Annotated in this window: 14 protein-coding genes; 9 read left to right on the top strand and 5 right to left on the bottom strand. The window is 42.5% G+C overall.

The genetic code is table 11. The features are described from left to right. Nucleotides 1–3: 3 nt before the first annotated feature. The 6 genes from BY457_RS15305 (at nucleotide 4) to BY457_RS15280 (ending at nucleotide 4,992) form a co-directional block, all read left to right on the top strand. Nucleotides 4–1,587: a S41 family peptidase gene (locus BY457_RS15305; protein WP_106154204.1), complete on the top strand. Its 1,584-nt coding sequence runs from the start codon at nucleotides 4–6 to the stop codon at nucleotides 1,585–1,587. Beyond that, nucleotides 1,577–2,215, top strand: a complete 639-nt coding sequence (pnuC, locus tag BY457_RS15300) for a nicotinamide riboside transporter PnuC (protein WP_106154203.1) — start codon at nucleotides 1,577–1,579, stop codon at nucleotides 2,213–2,215. Before BY457_RS15305 ends, pnuC begins: the two co-directional genes overlap by 11 nt. 26 nt (nucleotides 2,216–2,241) lie before the next feature. Further along, the gene (locus BY457_RS15295; protein ID WP_106154202.1) at nucleotides 2,242–2,784 is read left to right on the top strand and encodes an AAA family ATPase; all 543 of its coding nucleotides are present in this window, start codon (nucleotides 2,242–2,244) and stop codon (nucleotides 2,782–2,784) included. Nucleotides 2,785–2,952: 168 nt separating this feature from the next. Beyond that, nucleotides 2,953–3,879: a serine O-acetyltransferase EpsC gene (gene epsC / locus BY457_RS15290; RefSeq protein ID WP_106154201.1), complete on the top strand. Its 927-nt coding sequence runs from the start codon at nucleotides 2,953–2,955 to the stop codon at nucleotides 3,877–3,879. 149 nt (nucleotides 3,880–4,028) lie between these two features. Then, entirely contained in the window at nucleotides 4,029–4,592 is a 564-nt protein-coding gene (locus BY457_RS15285) for a SiaB family protein kinase (RefSeq protein ID WP_106154200.1), read from the top strand. 19 nt (nucleotides 4,593–4,611) lie between these two features. Next, on the top strand, nucleotides 4,612–4,992 hold the full coding sequence (locus BY457_RS15280) for a DUF1987 domain-containing protein (RefSeq protein ID WP_010665017.1): 381 nt from the start codon (nucleotides 4,612–4,614) through the stop codon (nucleotides 4,990–4,992). An 87-nt stretch (nucleotides 4,993–5,079) separates the two neighbouring features. Here the strand turns inward: BY457_RS15280 and BY457_RS15275 are convergent, their stop codons facing one another. From BY457_RS15275 to BY457_RS15265, 3 genes are all read right to left on the bottom strand, one after another. Next, nucleotides 5,080–8,145 carry an ATP-binding cassette domain-containing protein gene (locus BY457_RS15275; protein WP_106154199.1) on the bottom strand — a complete coding sequence of 1,022 codons (3,066 nt, stop codon included), beginning with the start codon at nucleotides 8,143–8,145 and terminating at the stop codon, nucleotides 5,080–5,082. A gap of 35 nt (nucleotides 8,146–8,180) precedes the next feature. Beyond that, nucleotides 8,181–8,615 carry a hypothetical protein gene (locus BY457_RS15270; protein ID WP_106154198.1) on the bottom strand — a complete coding sequence of 145 codons (435 nt, stop codon included), beginning with the start codon at nucleotides 8,613–8,615 and terminating at the stop codon, nucleotides 8,181–8,183. A 282-nt stretch (nucleotides 8,616–8,897) separates the two neighbouring features. After that, nucleotides 8,898–10,832: a hypothetical protein gene (locus tag BY457_RS15265; RefSeq protein ID WP_106154197.1), complete on the bottom strand. Its 1,935-nt coding sequence runs from the start codon at nucleotides 10,830–10,832 to the stop codon at nucleotides 8,898–8,900. 581 nt (nucleotides 10,833–11,413) lie between these two features. Here BY457_RS15265 and clpB point away from each other — a divergent pair. Continuing rightward, nucleotides 11,414–13,999 carry an ATP-dependent chaperone ClpB gene (gene clpB / locus BY457_RS15260; RefSeq protein ID WP_106154196.1) on the top strand — a complete coding sequence of 862 codons (2,586 nt, stop codon included), beginning with the start codon at nucleotides 11,414–11,416 and terminating at the stop codon, nucleotides 13,997–13,999. 271 nt (nucleotides 14,000–14,270) lie between these two features. On the opposite strand, the gene BY457_RS15255 is transcribed toward clpB, so the two are convergent. Then, nucleotides 14,271–14,585, bottom strand: coding sequence for an STAS domain-containing protein (locus BY457_RS15255; RefSeq protein WP_106154195.1), 315 nt, complete (start codon nucleotides 14,583–14,585; stop codon nucleotides 14,271–14,273). Continuing rightward, nucleotides 14,585–15,061 (bottom strand): Hpt domain-containing protein, encoded by a 477-nt coding sequence (locus BY457_RS15250; RefSeq protein WP_106154194.1) that lies wholly within the window; start codon nucleotides 15,059–15,061, stop codon nucleotides 14,585–14,587. Before BY457_RS15250 ends, BY457_RS15255 begins: the two co-directional genes overlap by 1 nt. Nucleotides 15,062–15,714: 653 nt before the next feature. Here BY457_RS15250 and gcvT point away from each other — a divergent pair. Together gcvT and serC are read left to right on the top strand one after the other, a co-directional pair. Then, entirely contained in the window at nucleotides 15,715–16,803 is a 1,089-nt protein-coding gene (gene gcvT, locus BY457_RS15245) for a glycine cleavage system aminomethyltransferase GcvT (RefSeq protein WP_106154193.1), read from the top strand. A gap of 233 nt (nucleotides 16,804–17,036) precedes the next feature. Then, nucleotides 17,037–18,104 carry a 3-phosphoserine/phosphohydroxythreonine transaminase gene (gene serC, locus BY457_RS15240; RefSeq protein WP_106154192.1) on the top strand — a complete coding sequence of 356 codons (1,068 nt, stop codon included), beginning with the start codon at nucleotides 17,037–17,039 and terminating at the stop codon, nucleotides 18,102–18,104. Nucleotides 18,105–18,147 lie beyond the last annotated feature (43 nt).

Genomic DNA, 18,147 nt, shown 5'->3' with positions numbered 1-18,147 from the left:
TTTATGCGATTTTATTGCTTGCTTGCTGCATTTTTGCTGATGTTTTTTCCGGTCCATGCCCAGTTGGATGATCCGGAACTCGATAAATTGAGACTTTCCTGGCAGTTGATATCCACTTTTTATGTGGATAGTGTGGATACTCATGAAATGGCAGAAGAAGCCATTGTTGCCATGTTGGAGAAGCTTGATCCGCATTCGGTATATATTCCTGCCGAAGAGGTGGAGGCTATGAATGAACCTCTGGATGGTAATTTTGAAGGTATTGGCATTGAGTTTATGATTTTGAAGGATACCCTGATGGTGGTAGCTACCATTCCCGGAGGGCCTTCTGAGAAAGTGGGACTAATGGCCGGTGACCGAATTGTGGAGATAGACGGACAAAATGTTGCAGGCATAGGTCTGGCCAATAGTGATGTTTTTGATTTTCTTCGCGGCCCCAAAGGTTCGGAAGTAAAGGTTGAGGTTTCCAGGAATGGCCAGATTCTGAGTTTTGTTATCGAGCGGGATAAAATACCTATTTTTAGTCTGGAGGCCGCTTACAAGATGTCCGGGAAAACCGGTTACATTAAGATATCGCGGTTTGCCCAGAGTACCCATAGAGAGTTTGTCAAAGCACTTAAGGAGTTGAAAGAAAAGGGGATTGACAACTTGGTTCTGGATCTGAGAGGAAATGGTGGAGGGTATCTTAAAGCCGCACTGGACATAGCCGATGAGTTTATCGGCGGAGAGCGTTTGTTGCTTTATACCGATGGTCTGGCCATTCCCCGGTCGGAATACCATTCCCGTTCGGGACAACTCTGGGAAAAGGGTAACCTGGTGGTGCTCATCGATGAAGGTTCTGCATCTGCCAGCGAAATAGTTGCAGGGGCTGTTCAGGATTGGGATCGTGGGGTGATAATGGGACGCCGGAGCTTTGGTAAAGGATTGGTTCAACGTCCCTTTTCGTTGCCCGATGGTGCCGAAATCAGGTTGACAATTGCTAAGTATTATACTCCTTCCGGACGCAGTATTCAAAAATCTTATGAGGAAGGTGTGGATGAGTACCATGCCGAAATATATGAGCGTTTTCAGCATGGAGAGATGATGCATTCAGACAGCATAGATATGCCAGACAGCCTGACTTATCGCACTTTGAAGTCTGAACGTAAAGTGTTTGGCGGAGGAGGTATTATGCCTGATATTTTTATTCCTATGGACACTGCGTACTACACACCCTATTACCGGGATTTAGTGGCATCCGGTTCGGTCAATCGACTGGTAATGGATAAACTTGATGAACATCGTGAAGAGTGGTTGAAGGATTTTGGTTCATTCGAAGAGTTTATTGAGCGCTTTTCTGTTCCGGAGGTATTCATCAATCAGCTTGTCCAAAGGGCAGAGGATGCCGGAATTGAGCCTGATGAACAGCAGCTGGAGACCTCGTTGGTCTGGCTTAAGTTGCAGATTAAGGCGCTAATTGCCCGTAATTTGTGGACCACCAGTGAATATTATCAAACTTTGAACCCGGCCTTGCCTTTTTTTGATACCGTACTTAAGGTTATAGAAGATCAGGCTGCCTACTTAAAGGTACTTGAGAATGATAATTGATTGGATATCCGGTCACTGGATTGAATTGCTGGGAACATTTTTTGCCTTTTTGTATCTTTATCTCTCTGTTCGTGAGAATATTTGGTTATGGGTTACAGGGTTTGTCAGTTCCTTTTTATACCTGGTGTTGTTTCTGGACGAACGGCTTTATGCAGATATGTCTCTTCAGGTTTACTATCTTATTATAAGTGTTTATGGATGGTTTGCATGGACATCAGGACGAAAGGCGAGTGGCAGGCCCAAAATGCCCGTTTCATGTGTGAACAGATCCCTGGCATTAAAGTTACTTCTTGCAGGAGCGGGGATTTATGGGGTGGTTATCATTGCTCTGTTAACCTTGCCTGAGCAACTGGGTATTCCAACGTCAGATTTGCCTTATTGGGATGCATTTACCACCACAGGTGGAATTGTTGCCACCTGGATGCTTGCCCGCAAGAAATTGGAACACTGGCTCATTTGGGTCGTTGTGGATTTGGTGAGTACGGGTATGTATATCTATAAAGGATTGACTGTAACTGTTGTATTGTATATTGTTTACACCCTGGTTGCAGTTGTTGGTTTTCGTGAATGGAAGCAGCAGATGATGGTGCGCGATCATGATGAACATCAGAGAATGCAGTTGATTTAACCGGGAAACTGAAAAAGCCAGAAGCTATGATTGCCATTGTTGTTACGGGACCGGAATCGACAGGAAAGTCTGTATTGACGAAAAAGCTGGCTGAACATTTTCAGGGGCATGCCGTTGAAGAATATGCAAGGCATTATGTCGAAATAAGGGGAGGTTCTTATTCTTTTGAAGATGTTGAGAAAATTGCCCGGCACCAGTTGCTTGAATTTCAGCAATTGAAGCAAAATGTAGCGGCAGAATCATTTGTATTTTTTGATACCTTTTTGATTATTACAAAGGTGTGGTTTCAGGAGGTTTTTGCGTGTTGTCCTGTATGGCTCAACAAAGCTGTAAGGAAGCACAAACCGGATTTTGCGCTTGTGTGCATGCCTGATTTGCCCTGGGAGGATGATGGAATCCGTGAAAACCCAGATAGCCGCGATTATTTGCTTGAGTGCTATATTAAAGAACTGGAATACTACGGAATTCCTTTTTCAGCGGTTGAGGGAGCAGGAGCTAAAAGGCTCAATAGTGCTCTGAGGGGACTTTTGACCAATGGACTGACCGTTAATTCTCCAAAAACCTTATGATTTTTCGCAGTGCATTCGCTCAATCGTGTTTTGTGATCACACATCTGGTTTTTGCGAACTCTACGAGTTGACTAAAATAAAACAAGAAAGGTAGGGGGATTACTAAAGAATGTGTATAAGTTGTTGCATGTGAGTTCCATCTGACCTTTATAATCAAATTTTATACTGATGAATTATCTGGAATATCCCAAAAGGCTGAAAGCAACCATTGAACAATTGTCGCGGGAGGAATCGTACCAATCGGTTTGTCACCGGCACTATCCCGATCAACCAATGCCCTCCTCCAGGGTGCTGGGAGAAATTGTTGATCTTCTTCGGGAGATTGTTTTTCCGGGATATTACGGCGATTCACCAACACGACCCGCCAGTATCAGTTATTATATCGGCGTAAACGTGGAGAAGCTTTACGATTTGCTTCGTCAGCAGATTTATGCCGGTCTGTGCTTTGATTGTCACCATACAAACAGGGAAGATTTGTTGCAACGCAAGGACAGGGCAGCAAAAATTACCTTGGATTTTATTGAGAAATTACCGCAGATTCGTCACTTGCTGGCTACAGATGTGGAGGCTGCGTATGTGGGGGATCCTGCTGCTCAAAGCAGTGCAGAGGTTATTTTTTGTTATCCTGCCATTCGGGCAATCACCAATTACCGGATTGCTCATGAACTGTTGCAACTAAAAGTGCCGCTCATCCCCCGTATTATATCTGAGATGGCACATTCCGAAACAGGCATTGATATTCACCCCAGAGCCAGCATTGGTCATCATTTTACCATTGATCACGGTACCGGTGTTGTTATTGGAGCCACCTGTATTATTGGGAATCATGTGAAAATATATCAGGGAGTGACACTGGGAGCCAAGAGTTTTCCTCTTGATGAAGATGGGAATCCTATAAAAGGCATTGATCGTCACCCCATCGTGGAAGATAATGTGATTATTTATGCCCAGGCAACCATTCTTGGCCGGGTTACTGTGGGGGCCAACTCTGTAATAGGGGGTAATGTCTGGCTCACAACTTCAGTTCCGCCTGAGAGTAAAATTATTCAGGAGAAGTACCGTCATTCCGGATTTGTTGGAGGAGATGGAATTTGATTTATCATGGAAATGGTTTCTTTTGCCATATTCTGAGCTTTATTTACCAAAAAAAAGAATATTTGTGTTTCAATTTGTTCAGAAATCGTTAAACTTCGGAACTTTTAAGTTCAAAAAAGTATATAAATTTTTATCTTTGTAAAGAACTAATGCAAGATATTAAAATGGGTTTTAATCTTGAGGAATGGTACGCTCACAAGTTGCAGGGCGATGTAATTTTTAAATATACAGGAAGTATTTCTCCGGAGATGATAACCCATGCTCTTGAAGCTGTAGAGGACAGCCCTTTATTAAGAAAAGAACGACTGCAAACCCGCAAAAAAGTTTACAATGTTTTTGTAGAGTGTTTGCAAAATCTTTATCACCATGTGGATGCCCCTCCCGCGGGTCTTTCTGCCGGTGGATCTCCTAATTTTGGTATCGTATGCCTGGTTCACGATGGTTCATTTTTCAGAGTAACCACCGGGAATTTTATCCTTAGATCCAAAGTCAATTTTATTAAAGATCGCATAGAGCAATTGAACTCTCTCTCAGATGAGGAAGTTAGAATGCTTTATCGTGATATTTTGGGCAACGAAGCCCTCTCTGAGAAGGGAGGCGGTGGATTGGGAATGCTTGATATTGTAAGAAAAACAGGTAATAAACTGGAATATTTTTTGTATCCTTACGACGGAGAACATATTTTCTTTTCTTTGGACGTGTATATAAGTTAATAAAGATATAATTGCCATTATGGAAACAATTATCCGTGAAGATACACCCAAAACTCCCTACGTTAAGCTAGACGGGGAGAAAGGTGTGGTTGAGATCAAGGGCCGGTCAATTCCCGAGAATTCAGTAGAGTTTTATAAACCGCTGATTGATTGGATTGATGAGTATGGTGATGATCCCAAAGACAATACGATTATCAATATTCAATTGGAATACTTCAATACCAGTTCTTCAAAGTGCATTCTGGATATCTTCAAGAAACTGGAATTGTTGTTTAAGAAGGGGTTTAAAGTTCAGGTAAACTGGTACTACGAAGAAGACGATGAAGATATGTTTGAGGCAGGTGAAGACTACCAGTCCATCATTAATCTTCCTTTTAAAATGATTGAAATGGAAGAGTAAATCCGGGAAATGGATGCTCTTTTTAATTGAAATTATACAGTCTGAGGTGCTCGGGCTGATTATAGGTAATTCCGAAGCGGGGATTACCTATTGTTTTTTTCGGGGTAATGCTTTTTTGCTTCCTGATATAAATTTTTTCAGGAGCTGGCTGTACAGAAAAATGAAAAGCAGGATGTTCATTCCCCACATTACCAGTATGTTTACCCATAGGGTTGGCATTTTGTAGCTTCCGATGTTTTTGTATGGAGCCAGAAAGTGCGCTTTGACAAAGGGGTAATCAGGATCCTGGTAAATGGCATCAAACTTCTGAATGAATGAATTGTTTTGCCGGATGATTCGTTTGGAAAAGAAATCGTCTGTCCCTCTTACGAATCGCTCGAGTCCTTCATTGTGGTGTTGGTTTTTTAAAGTGGTCAGGAATATATTGCCTTCTTCCGGATGTTGCTCAATCAGGTTTCGACGTTGTTCCTCATGTCTTCTGTCTGCCTCGTTGTATAAGGCCACGTAGAATTTTTGTACCTCGGATGTAAATTGTTTTGCTTCATTTAGGTAATTATCAATAGAAACGGCCTTTTTGTAAACAGGTGGGGTAATGTTTTTGTCGTCCGGTAGTTCTGCTGCCGCTTTTCTGCTTTCATTCTCCAGCAACTCCAGGATGTTGCGTGTTTTTTTTTCCTTTTCACTATTTTTAAGGCGTGTCAGCTCATTTCTAAAAGCAGGAACCCAGTAATCTTTATAGTAGTTGGCCTTACTTTTTAATTTGTCGAAAACAAAGAATTCTTTTTGATAGTCGTTGTGGGTAAACTGATGAACCGCCATTGCCTCAAAAGCCCAGCGTGCGGTAATCGTTTCTCCGTACCAGGGGATTTCGGATACCGAAGAGAAATGGGGATTTAAACGGTCATAGGATACAAAAACACCGCTTAGAATAAGCTGGGGGATGATCAGGAAAGGGATCAGGATATAGATGTTTACGGTTTTTTTAAGACTGTCCGATATGATTAACCCCAACAGATTGGCAAAAATGGCAGAGGTAAACAACACAAGCCAGAATGGCCAAAACATATTTTGTATTTCCAGAATGCTGTTTCCGATAAAGGTAAATATGGCCGTTTGGATGGCCGATAAAATGGCCAGGAGAAAGACTTTTGAGAATAAGTAGCTCAAACGGCTTAAATTCAGGAAGGCTTCCCGTTTAAGAATTTTTTTATCACTGATAATTTCTTCCGCGCTTACAGTTAAACCCACAAATATGGAGATGATTACCGAAATGATGAGGTAGGTAATCATGTTCGGGTTTTTGTAAAGCAGGTAAGAGGGTTCTGAAGAAGATTCGGGTTGAAAGTAATAGAGTAAACTTGCCAGGATGAGTGCCAAAACAGGCATCTCCAGAACGTTGATCAATATGTATTGAGCATTGGCAAGTTTGGACTTTAAATCGCGCATAAAAAAGATACCAAACTGCCCTGTTCTACCCGGAATACTGAAGTTTATTTCAGGGAGAGGCAATCTTTTCTCTTTTCGCTCCCTGCTGGAAGGGAATTGCTTTTTAAACAGCTGAAACCATTCAACAGGTGAGGTTTTTCTTGCCGGAGTGGGCGTTCCGTATTCGTCCAGCACACTCGAGTTAATGATGCTTAGTATTTGCTCGGGGTTTACATTTCCACAGACGGGACATTCACTCTCATCCCGGTTGGCGTGATTGATGCATGATTTAAAGTAGTTGATGGCTCCGACGGGATCGCCGTTGTAGATCAGGTATCCTCCGGTGTCCAAAACAAGAAGCTGGTTAAACATCTTGTATATTTCGGAAGAGGGCTGATGAATAACAACGAAAATCAGTTTTCCTTTAACTGCCAGATCCTTGAGCAGATCCATAATATTCTCCGAATCTCTTGATGATAAGCCGGAGGTTGGTTCATCCAGGAAAAGTACCGAGGGTTCGCGAATCAGTTCAAGTGCAATATTCAGCCGTTTTCGCTGCCCTCCACTGATTTTTTTGTTCAGCGGGGAGCCTACCTTCATGTTTCTGATTTCATAAAGCCCAAGTGACCTGAGCAGCTGAATTACTTTTTCAGTAATCTGTTCTTCACTGAGATGGTCAAAACAGAGTCTGGCATTGTAGTAGAGGTTCTGATAGACCGATAAATCCTCAATCAGCAGGTCGTCCTGCGCCACATAACCAATCAGTCCGTTTACTTTTTCTGGAAAAAGGTGGAGATCAATCCCATTCATGAGAATCTCCCCCGATGATGGAAGATAAATCCCGGTAAGCACATTGATTAATGTGCTTTTCCCGGCTCCCGAATCTCCCATAATGCCTACCAGCTGTCCTGAGTGGCTGGTAAAACTAAGTGGGTGAAGTCCTGCATTTCTTTTGGTGTCGAAGCTGAATGAGATGTCTCTTACATCAAAAACGATGGGAGACTCATTTGCTTTGTAGTTGAAATGCGTGGCAATATCACTAAAGGTTACCGGAGTTCCATGTTTGTAACGTATTGATCCCCCGGGTCTTAAAAAATGGATGTGGTGGGGAAGAAGTACCTGCCCGTTTATGGTCAGTTCGGTGCTTTCGTTGGTTTTGAGGAGACAAAGCGAGACGGAACTTACATAAAGAACAAAAATCTCTGTGTTTAAAAACTCCCGGTAAATGTACTTTTCCTCGCGTGCTCTTTTTTTCTCCCCACCAACAATCAGATGATTCTCTTCGGGTTCTTTCTCAGAAATTCCAATGAAATGGTGAATGGATAGAAACTCATCCCGGTCGATGTTGAATGTTTCGGCAACCGTTTCGGCAAACTCATACTCCATCTCAGACATGGCTCGCTTGCCAGAATTGAGAAATTCCAGCAACTGAATAACAACGATGACTTTTTGGTAGTGAGTAAGTTCCTCGTTGATTGCTGTGGCAATTCGAAGAACTTTGACAGAACTTGCAGCATAAAGCTTAGGGATCCGGTTTTTTTCTTTTGTTTTTTCGCGGTAGGCACTTCTGTGATTATCGAAAAGCTGAAGGTACTCTTCGATGAGCTGCCGGTTGAGTTGTAAGGAGAGATAATTTTGCACAACTTTTCTTCCCGAAGTGGCATCCTGCTCCGGAGCTGCCACTAAAGCAAAAAGTTGCATTAATGCTTTTAAAATACCTTCACTCATGGTATTTATTCAGATTCTCTCTTTCGAAAATTGATTTATTGAGCATTTTTGAAGCCTATGAGCACAAGAGCCAGCCCCGAATCACCGCTGCCCGGCATCAGCCCTGCTTCAATAACGCACTCCATATTTCCTTCCATTTTAAAGTCCCAGGAAGAAGAGAAGTTTTGATGTGTGCTGGAAAACAAAATATTATTGTTTGTATCATAAACCGAAAACCAGATTTTTTTATCTGTCGGTGAACAGGTGGCAATCCGGTATATGTTCCCTTCGAATAAAGTAGTTCTGAATTCGGCAACTTCCGATCCTGTCAGAAGTGCTTTCATGGGTTGGCTGTTATGAACAAACCCGTTCTGAATCTCCAGAAAACAGTCGGCATAGATTTTTTCTGTTGGCTGAGAATTGGTTCCGGAGGTGAAGAATACCGAAAAAATAACTGCCAGAAAAAATGTTATTGTTCTATTCGATTTCATGAATTAAAGCTTAGATAAGATTATGGCCCTCAATTGTCTTTACCCAAAGTTATTTAAAAATTCAGATAAATAACGCTTTTAGTCCAAAATAATTTTTTGTGGTGTTAATTAAGAATTGCGTTTTAGTTTTTCAGAAAGTGCTGTTGGAATATTTTATACGGAGTTATTATGCCCCGGGTTTCATCCGTATAAAATTAATTTTTCAAGGTCGGATGGAACTCGCATGCAATAACTTATACATATTCTTTTGAGGCAACCTTTGCCATGCTCGTTTCATTCGTTTTAATAAAAAACCGGACTCCCCGGTTGTGCCGGGACAAAATCTCTGAAGTTTTTTACAGATTCACCACTGGTTCTGAAACTGAATGGTAGTTCTCCTTCGGGAACTCTTGGCATGATGGAGAGCCTTATTTGAAGGGTGTTGAAAACCAGGTTGTCGTTCCGTATTCTTAATCCTGCGCCAAAACTAAAATAGGGTGTGTGGCTGAGCAGCGGTTGGTCATCGTTTTCTCTGAGAAAAGCCATGTCGAAAAATGTGAAGAAAGCAAATTTGAATCCCAGGGGCTCCATCGGGCTGAAAAATACTTGTTCTGTTTTTAACACTGTTTTTTCCGATCCCCTGATGGTGTTTCGGTATTCAAACCGGTGTAATCCTTTGACGTTTTCGTCGATGGATAAATAATCACCTTGCTTTCGGTGCAGGCCTGTAACATACTGGATCTCCATAAAGCTTCTCATTTTGCTCTGTCCGACATTAATCAGGGGGGTGATGTATTCCCCCGAGAGTTTAAGATAACCTTGTTCCGGGTCTCCTTTTTGAAAAAAGGAACCAATATCCCCACTCAGGTAAAGATAGCCTTTGGAAGGTATCAGGGCACGTCCGGAGCTGTAATGAAGTGCCAGAAAATGGCGGGCTGCATCGGTGGCTTCATGGTATCCATACGATAATCCTGCAAGCATTCCGTGAGGAACATCTTCAGTTCGGCCAAAAGAATAAATCAAATTATTTTTGTAGTAAGCGCGGCGTGAGAATGCCAGACCACCATAATAGAATTTTCCGCCTGAAAAGAGCGGAGAGGCAGGTGGAGCATCAAATAACTCTATGTCCAGATGGCGTCCAAGGATATAGATGTTTGAACGAACCGGTGAGTCCGGATTGTTCATCAGGAACGACCGACCGATATAAAAGTTTTTGCGACGGTAGTCCAACGGGGGAGTCCATTCTATTGCAGGGTATTCATTTATTTTAGGATTGATGAATGACCTGTTTAGGGATATTTCTCCCGCATACTTAATTTCCGGGAGAACAAAATCCTTTTTCAAAATTCCACTTACCATTTCCAGATTTTCGATATGAGCGTAATCTATCTCAAAATCCAGATATTCTCCAAAGATGTTCTCTGCTCCAAAGGTTTCCCTGAATCCCCAGGTTGATAGGTCGATGGTGGGTGTTACCAATGTATGCGATAAATAGAAACCGCGTCCGAAAAGGTTTTTATTGATCAGTGTAAAGGATGGATTTTGATCGGTCAGGCCCAGTGAAATTGCATGCGGGTATCTGTCTTGTACGTATATGCTTATGTTTACCGTTTCCGGATTTCCAGGGTTGGGCCAGACAATAATTCTTACATCGTTGATGAAGGAAAACGAACGCAGCAGACGTTCACTGTCTGTGATGTCGGTGCCCGATATGGTTTGTCCCTCTTTGAATGTTATGGTCTTTAAAATAACTCCCGATGCGGTTTCAAACCTTAATTTGTTACCTACCCTTGCAATCCAGGAGTCGGCAACCGAAACCGTGTCTTCCACCGAACCGCCAAAGGGTTCAATGTGTCTGACATCGATGTGGTTAATTGATTTGCCACGGTAGTCGGCGTTTTCCTGATAGTCAGTGTTTCTTTCTGATTTTGTGTCTTCAATGCTGCTTTTTACCAGCCACTCATGCAATTTTCGACTGAAAATATTTCTGTCGGAGTAGTTCTTCAGGATGTCCTCTATGGTTTTGCCTTGCAAGGGAGTCTCCCGGGTATTGGGTTGTACAAATTGTATGATGGTGTCGTTTCGGATAATCGTTAGTGTGTCCGATGTTTGAGCCTGAATGTTAATGGCCGGAGGCAACAGCAGGAACAGGGTAACTCCGAAGAAAAATAAATTTCTGAAATCCCGTTTTAAATGTTGTATTTTAGTAAGAATATATTGTGTGAATGTTATTGTCATTAGTTTCAGCTTTGAGAAACAGCCTTGTTTTTGCTTTCACTAAAATAGGAATTTTTTAATCATTTTAAATTGTGTTTTTGACCAGAGTGATGACCCATAATTTTTTCCTTCTCAAAACTACTCTGTGACAGGCCAACGACCTGAGAGCAATAGCCCGGGGCAACGCCCCAGGGAAATTGTAAAAATTCCTCCCCCCTCATTATTGGTCGCATCGCGACCAATAATGAGGGGGTCAAAACCCGGGGCAACGCGCTGATTTAACTGAGTTAATGCTCTCAGGCTTTTCAGCCTGTTTACATCTTAACTGTCTTATGAGAGAAACTGTCTTATGAGAGAAACACGCTAGATAGAAATCCTGTAGCTGAAAAAATGACGCACAAATAATGCTTTTTTATGCCAAAATGACGCATTATTGTGTGTGGCAGGGTGCTTGAAAGAGGCTAAGCAGAAGAATTTTTTTATGAAGAGAAGATCGAAGGAATCAATGAGTCAGTCCTCCTGAAAAGTGGGCTTATCGACTAACGTAAAATCATAAGATTGTTAAGAGCACATTCTGTTTTTGAATAATAAAACCAAAAGATATGAATCTGAATCAATTTACTATAAAAGCACAGGAGGCCATTCAACAGGCCTTTCAAATTGCTGGTGGTTATCAACATCAGGCAATAGAAAACGGGCATCTGCTTAAGGGTTTGCTTGAAGTTGAAGAGAATATTACACGATTTCTGTTTAATAAAATGGGGGTGGGACAGCTTACTCCGGTGTTGGATAAGATGATAGAATCGTACCCCAAGGTGAGTGGTGGCGACCCTTATTTAAGTCGTGAAGCCAATGAAAGTCTGCAAAAAGCGGTGACCTTTTCCAAGGAGATGGGGGATCAGTTTGCCAGTATTGAACATATGTTGCTGGGGATTCTCAAGAGCGGAGATCAGGTTTCCAAAATGATGAAAGATGCCGGAGTGACGGAAAAAGGGCTGAAGCAGGCAATTGAGGAGTTGCGTAAAGGCAGCAAAGTGGAAAGTCAGTCGGCGGAGGATGCCTTTAATGCTCTGGGACGCTTTGCTATTGACCTGAACGAGCAGGCCAGGAGTGGAAAGCTGGATCCTGTCATTGGTCGGGATGATGAGATCCGTCGCATTCTTCAGATTTTATCAAGACGAACCAAAAATAATCCCATTTTGATTGGGGAACCCGGTGTAGGAAAAACAGCTATCGCAGAAGGTCTGGCTCACCGTATTATCAATGGAGATGTGCCCGAAAACCTGAAGAGTAAGAGAATCTTTTCTCTGGATATGGGAGCCCTTGTTGCAGGTGCCAAATATAAAGGGGAATTTGAGGAACGTCTTAAGGCGGTTGTTAAGGAAGTGGTTGGCAGTAACGGGGAAATTGTGCTTTTCATCGATGAAATTCACACCCTGGTAGGGGCCGGAAAAAGTGAAGGTGCCATGGATGCTGCCAATATTCTTAAACCAGCACTGGCCAGAGGAGAGCTCAGGGCCATCGGAGCAACCACACTTGGAGAGTATCAGAAATATTTTGAGAAGGATAAAGCTTTGGAGCGTCGTTTCCAGATTGTGATGGTGGATGAGCCTGATCTGGCCTCAGCCATATCTATTTTGCGCGGGCTTAAAGAGCGGTATGAGACACACCATAGGGTAAGGATTAAGGATGAAGCCATTATTTCTGCGGCTGAACTGTCTAAACGATATATTTCTGACAGATTCCTTCCCGATAAGGCCATTGATTTGATTGATGAAGCTGCTTCGAAGCTTAGACTTGAGATGAACTCAGTTCCGGAAGAAATTGATGAGATCGAACGCCGGATTAAACAACTGGAGATTGAGAGAGAGGCTATTCGTAGAGAAGGAGACAAGAAAAAAGTCAATGAGCTGAGTGAGGAGATCTCCAATCTGAAGGAAGAGCGAAACGGATTGAGAGCCAGGTGGGAAGAGGAAAAAGGCATCATTGAACAAATTCAGAAAAACAAGGAGGCCATAGAGCAGTATAAGTTTGAAGCTGATCGTGCGGAACGGGAAGGGCTTTACGAAAAGGTCGCTGAGTTGCGCTACGGAAGAATAAAAGAGGCCAACGAAACCATTGAAAAGTTGCAGCTTCAGCTGGCTGAGCGGCAGTCGCAGAGTGCGATGATCAAGGAAGAGGTGGATGCCGAAGATGTGGCCCAGATTGTGAGTCGATGGACAGGTATCCCTGTGACCCGCATGCTTCAGAGTGAGCGCCAGAAGTTACTTAAGCTGGAAGATCAACTGCACAAGCGGGTTGTTGGTCAGGACGAGGCTATTGCAGCCGTTGCTGATGCTGTCAGACGAAGCCGTGCCGGGCTTCAGGATGTTCGTCGCCCAATAGGTTCGTTTATCTTTTTGGGGACTACCGGAGTAGGTAAGACGGAGCTTGCTCGTGCGCTAGCCGAATTTCTGTTTGATGATGAAGATTTGATGACTCGTATTGATATGTCTGAATACCAGGAGCGTCACTCTGTTTCAAGGCTTATCGGAGCTCCTCCGGGATATGTGGGGTACGATGAAGGAGGCCAGCTAACAGAGGCTGTCAGGCGAAAGCCCTATTCGGTGGTTTTGCTTGATGAGATTGAGAAGGCACATCCGGATGTCTTTAATATTCTGCTGCAGGTGCTGGACGACGGGCGTCTGACAGACAATAAGGGACGCCATGCTGATTTTAAGAATACCATCATCATCATGACCTCCAATGTGGGGTCTCATCTGATTCAAAAGAATTTTGAAGAGGCGGGGGCTTCCGGCTTTTCAGGAGAAGTTGTAGAGAAAACCCGTCAGGAGGTGATGGCACTTTTGAAACAGACCATCCGTCCGGAGTTTCTCAACAGAATAGATGATATCATAACCTTCTCTCCATTGTCAAAAGAAGAGATACGTGAAATTGTCAAGTTACAGTTTGAGCAAATATCCCGTCTCCTGAAAACACAGGATGTATCCATTGAGATGAGCGATGCTGCCATTGATCACCTGGCAGAGGTGGGGTATGATCCACTGTTTGGTGCCCGACCGATAAAACGGGCACTTCAAAGGTTTGTTCTGAATGATCTGTCGAAAAAGCTATTGGCAGATGAGGTGGATAAGGAGCGGCCAATTCGCGTTGATTTTAAGGATGGCAATCTGGAATTTACCAATTAGGCAACGAAAAATAAAAGAAATGTGTCCATCGGAAGTAGAATCCGGTGGACTTTTTTTTGTGGAAGAAAGATGTTTAAAGTAAATGATACTTTATGGACAAATACTATTTAGTGTCCGTCTATAAACTAAGCAAAATTTGTTTCTAGTCATGTGTTTGTCAAGAAAGAATCAGTTACAAGGCTTGCGAAGCCCGAAAATACGCAGTTTACTTGAGTAAATGAGGAGTTTTCGGGCAAGCATAACACAGTAAAAGGTTCTTTATGGACAAACACTATTTAAAATCAAAGACTTTATCAAGTTTCATCAGCGCCAGCAAATCCATCACCTCTTTATTTACATTGGTAAGATAAAACTCACCGTTGTGCTGCCTTGCAGTTTTAAGAGCTGATATGAGTACACCAATACCCGTACTATCAATAAATTTTATATTTTGCAGGTTCAGGGTAAAGCAAATTTCTGAATCATCAAAATTTTTATTGAGTTGCTCCTTAACCCCGGTGGCGATGGTGGCATTTAACCGATCGGTATCCACAAGTGTGCCTGTGATTTTATTGTTTTCCCGGGTTACTTTGAGTAGTGTATCCATTATTCCTTAATTTCGGTTTTAAGTTCTTTTTCTGCTTTTCTGATGGTGGTGTTAAATCTTTCGATGAGTTCTGCAACTTTTTCAGGTTTGGTATTCTCATTTACCCACTTCTGACGTTCTTCATCGTAACCTTTGAGGTTTTTTTCCATTTTCTCTGCCTCTTTAATCTCTTTTTCGGTGGGTGCCGACTTCTTTTTTACCTCCTGAACAAAAATTTCTTTTGCAATAAGTTCCAGATTTTTTAAATCTACATTGCCCAACTCTTCCATGCCCATTGACAAGACGGATGATTTGGCTTTATGGGCTATAGCCGCTACATTCCGCCAGTCTCCTTCCTTAAAACTTTGATCCAATCCATCGGTAAATTCGGGAATTTGATCCAGGAAAATGGTTATCAGCTCGTTGATAATGCTCTCGTCATCCCCGGCAATACTTTGTAAATAGGACAGGTTCACGAATTCATATTTGTCGGACATATCTTGTTGTTTTCTTATTTTCTGATTATTGAAAGGTACAAATCTAATAAAAATGATGTCATCAGCGAAATGAAACAAAACATTCCAATAGCGTTAGCATTCTGCTTCATCTTTTTTTGTTAACGTAAATTTACAAATAATTGTCATTCTTTTAAACACTTTTTTTCGTTTAAATTTGTGCTAGTGTGAAGTCAAGCATCGTCTGATGGACCAAGTCTTGCTCTTTCTACCTTGTGCTTCTCAAAATGAAGACTCACGTAGCTGCGGCTATGCTTACTTTTTTGTTGTTTTGCCCAAGGTGGAAAATAGCTGCGGCTTACCCGACATTTTACACTTTACCTGACATTTGCCTACCTTATACATAAGACAGGTAAGATGTAAACAGGCTGAAAGCCTGAGAGCAATAGCCCGGGGCAACGCCCTGGGTTTGGAGGTATCCCTCATGCTCCCTCATTATTGGTCGCGTCGCGACCAATAATGAGGGGGGAGTTGTTCCAATTTTCCTGGGGGGGGTGCCCCAGGCTATTGCTTAAAGACCTTCGGCCTTTTAAAAATACGGACTTATCTTGTCGAGCGGCAATATGTCTGTTTTTAAAAGGAAAAAAGCCTCTCTTTTTGGGAGGACTGAATAATTTACAATAATATATTTTTTTATGCAAAAGACTGTTTTAAATGATATTCACCGGGAACTGGGGGCTAAGATGGTTCCTTTTGCCGGTTTTGATATGCCGGTTGAGTATTCCGGAATTAACAAAGAGCACATGGCGGTAAGAGAAGCTGCCGGAATCTTTGACGTTTCGCACATGGGAGAGTTTTGGGTTAAAGGCCCCAATGCTCAGAAGCTTATTCAATATGTTACCAGTAATGATGTTGCTGCATTACCGTTTGGCAAAGCTCAGTATTCCTGTCTTCCCAATAAACAGGGTGGAATTGTGGACGACCTGATAGTGTACCATTACGAGGCCGAAAAATATATGTTGGTGGTAAATGCTTCCAATATGGAAAAGGACTGGAAATGGATTAATGAAAACAACTCATTCGGAGCAGAACTCGAAAATGCCAGTGACAAAATTTCACTGATTGCTGTTCAGGGCCCAAAAGCGGCTTCGATTCTTCAAAAAATTACCACTACGGATTTGTCCTCGGTTCCTTACTATTCATTTAAGGTGGGTACCATCGGCAAGGTGGATAATGTTATCATTTCCAATACCGGATATACCGGCTCCGGGGGATTTGAGCTGTATGTCTATAATGAGGAGGCTCCGGCACTTTGGAATGCAGTAATGGAGGCCGGGACTGAATTCGGTCTGTTGCCCGCCGGACTGGGAGCCAGGGATACCCTGCGACTGGAAGCCGGACTGGCACTCTATGGAAATGATCTGGACGACACAACCTCTCCGGTGGAGGCCGGTCTGGGGTGGATCACCAAATTGGTTGATGGCAATGATTTTATTTCGCGCAAGCTGTTTGAACAACAGAAAGAGAAGGGAGTGGTGAAAAGGCTGAAAGGTTTTGTACTTCAGGAGAGAGGAATACCCCGTCATGGATATGAAATTGTAGATGCCGATGGCAACAATATTGGCACGGTTACTTCCGGAACCATGTCGCCAATGCTGAAGCAGGGGATTGGTATGGGGTATCTGAAAAAGGGATTTTGGAAACCGGAAAGCGAAATATTTATCAGAGTCAGGAATAAAGATCTCAGGGCAAAAGTAGTTAAGCCTCCCTTTGTGGAATTGTAACAAAATGTCATTTTTCCAACCTTGTGGTTAATCCGCAAAAAAAAGTGACAAACAGATGAATAAAAAATCATAAATCACTAACTTTGAACCGTGATAAAAATCATCTCTTGTTTCAATATCTTACAAAATCAACAAGTCTGACTTATCATTTATAATTATTGCAGGCGATTCTCTTGCAATTGATTTTGAAACCTAACATTATTGTATATTCTCATTAAAAAAACGAATTGGTGATGAAGAAACACAACTTTTATGCAGGGCCATCTATTTTGCCTGATTCTACCATTAAGAATACAGCAGATGCTGTTTTGAACTTTGCAGGTACCGGCCTGTCTGTTATGGAGGTTTCGCACCGCGGAAAAGAGTTTGTTGCCGTTATGGATGAGGCACAGGCACTTTTTAAAGAGCTGCTCAATATTCCTGATGATTATGAAGTACTTTTTCTGGGTGGTGGCGCCAGCACTCAGTTTTGTATGGTACCATACAACCTGATGAAGAAAAAAGCTGCCTATCTGAATACCGGTGCATGGGCTGCCAAAGCATTGAAAGAGGCTAAGTTTTTTGGCGAGGTTGTGGAAGTTGCTTCATCCAAAGAGGCCAATTACAATTACATTCCCAAAAATTATGAGGTACCTGCCGATGCAGATTATTTTCATATCACCACCAATAATACCATTTACGGTACCGAAATCAAAGAAGATCTGGATGTGAATGTACCCTTGGTGGCTGATATGTCATCCGATATCTTTTCACGACCTGTAGATGTATCAAAATATGCCATTATATATGGTGGAGCGCAAAAGAACCTGGCTCCTGCAGGTGTCGCTTTCGTAATTGTGAAGAAGGATATTCTCGGGAAAACCGGCAGGGATATTCCAACCATGCTGGATTACAGAACCCACGCCGACAAAGGTTCAATGTTTAATACACCTCCTGTACTTCCCGTTTTTGCTGCTTTGCAAACATTGAAATGGCTTAAGGAGCAGGGCGGAGTGGCTGCCATGCAAAAGAAGAATGAAGAGAAGGCAGGTTTGCTGTATGATGAGATTGACCGCAACAAATTGTTTAAAGGAACTGCCGCTAAAGAAGATCGCTCTTTGATGAACATTTGCTTTGTCATGAATGATGAGTTTGCAGAGCTGGAAAAAGAGTTTCTGGATTTTGCCACAATACGTGGAATGATTGGGATTAAAGGTCACCGAAGTGTGGGCGGTTTCAGGGCCTCTACTTACAACGCTTTGCCTTATGAAAGTGTTAAGGCCCTTGTGGAAACCATGCAGGAATTTGAAAAGAAACACTAACATTAAACCACAGCAAAGGGCCTTTGAGGGCCCTTTGTTTGTT

Source organism: Marinilabilia salmonicolor, from assembly GCF_003003035.1.
Classification (GTDB): domain Bacteria; phylum Bacteroidota; class Bacteroidia; order Bacteroidales; family Marinilabiliaceae; genus Marinilabilia; species Marinilabilia salmonicolor_A.
This window is presented reverse-complemented; position numbering and strand designations above follow the sequence as displayed.

Excerpts from the sequence above, each read along its gene's own strand:
- BY457_RS15280 (WP_010665017.1), top strand. The coding sequence starts at position 4,612 with ATGGAAACAATTATCCGTGAAGATACACCCAAAACTCCCTACGTTAAG.
- BY457_RS15285 (WP_106154200.1), top strand. The coding sequence starts at position 4,029 with ATGCAAGATATTAAAATGGGTTTTAATCTTGAGGAATGGTACGCTCAC.
- epsC (WP_106154201.1), top strand. The coding sequence starts at position 2,953 with ATGAATTATCTGGAATATCCCAAAAGGCTGAAAGCAACCATTGAACAA.
- BY457_RS15250 (WP_106154194.1), bottom strand. The coding sequence starts at position 15,061 with ATGTCCGACAAATATGAATTCGTGAACCTGTCCTATTTACAAAGTATT.
- BY457_RS15275 (WP_106154199.1), bottom strand. The coding sequence starts at position 8,145 with ATGAGTGAAGGTATTTTAAAAGCATTAATGCAACTTTTTGCTTTAGTG.
- clpB (WP_106154196.1), top strand. The coding sequence starts at position 11,414 with ATGAATCTGAATCAATTTACTATAAAAGCACAGGAGGCCATTCAACAG.
- pnuC (WP_106154203.1), top strand. The coding sequence starts at position 1,577 with ATGATAATTGATTGGATATCCGGTCACTGGATTGAATTGCTGGGAACA.
- BY457_RS15270 (WP_106154198.1), bottom strand. The coding sequence starts at position 8,615 with ATGAAATCGAATAGAACAATAACATTTTTTCTGGCAGTTATTTTTTCG.
- BY457_RS15305 (WP_106154204.1), top strand. The coding sequence starts at position 4 with ATGCGATTTTATTGCTTGCTTGCTGCATTTTTGCTGATGTTTTTTCCG.
- gcvT (WP_106154193.1), top strand. The coding sequence starts at position 15,715 with ATGCAAAAGACTGTTTTAAATGATATTCACCGGGAACTGGGGGCTAAG.
- BY457_RS15265 (WP_106154197.1), bottom strand. The coding sequence starts at position 10,832 with ATGACAATAACATTCACACAATATATTCTTACTAAAATACAACATTTA.
- BY457_RS15255 (WP_106154195.1), bottom strand. The coding sequence starts at position 14,585 with ATGGATACACTACTCAAAGTAACCCGGGAAAACAATAAAATCACAGGC.
- serC (WP_106154192.1), top strand. The coding sequence starts at position 17,037 with ATGAAGAAACACAACTTTTATGCAGGGCCATCTATTTTGCCTGATTCT.
- BY457_RS15295 (WP_106154202.1), top strand. The coding sequence starts at position 2,242 with ATGATTGCCATTGTTGTTACGGGACCGGAATCGACAGGAAAGTCTGTA.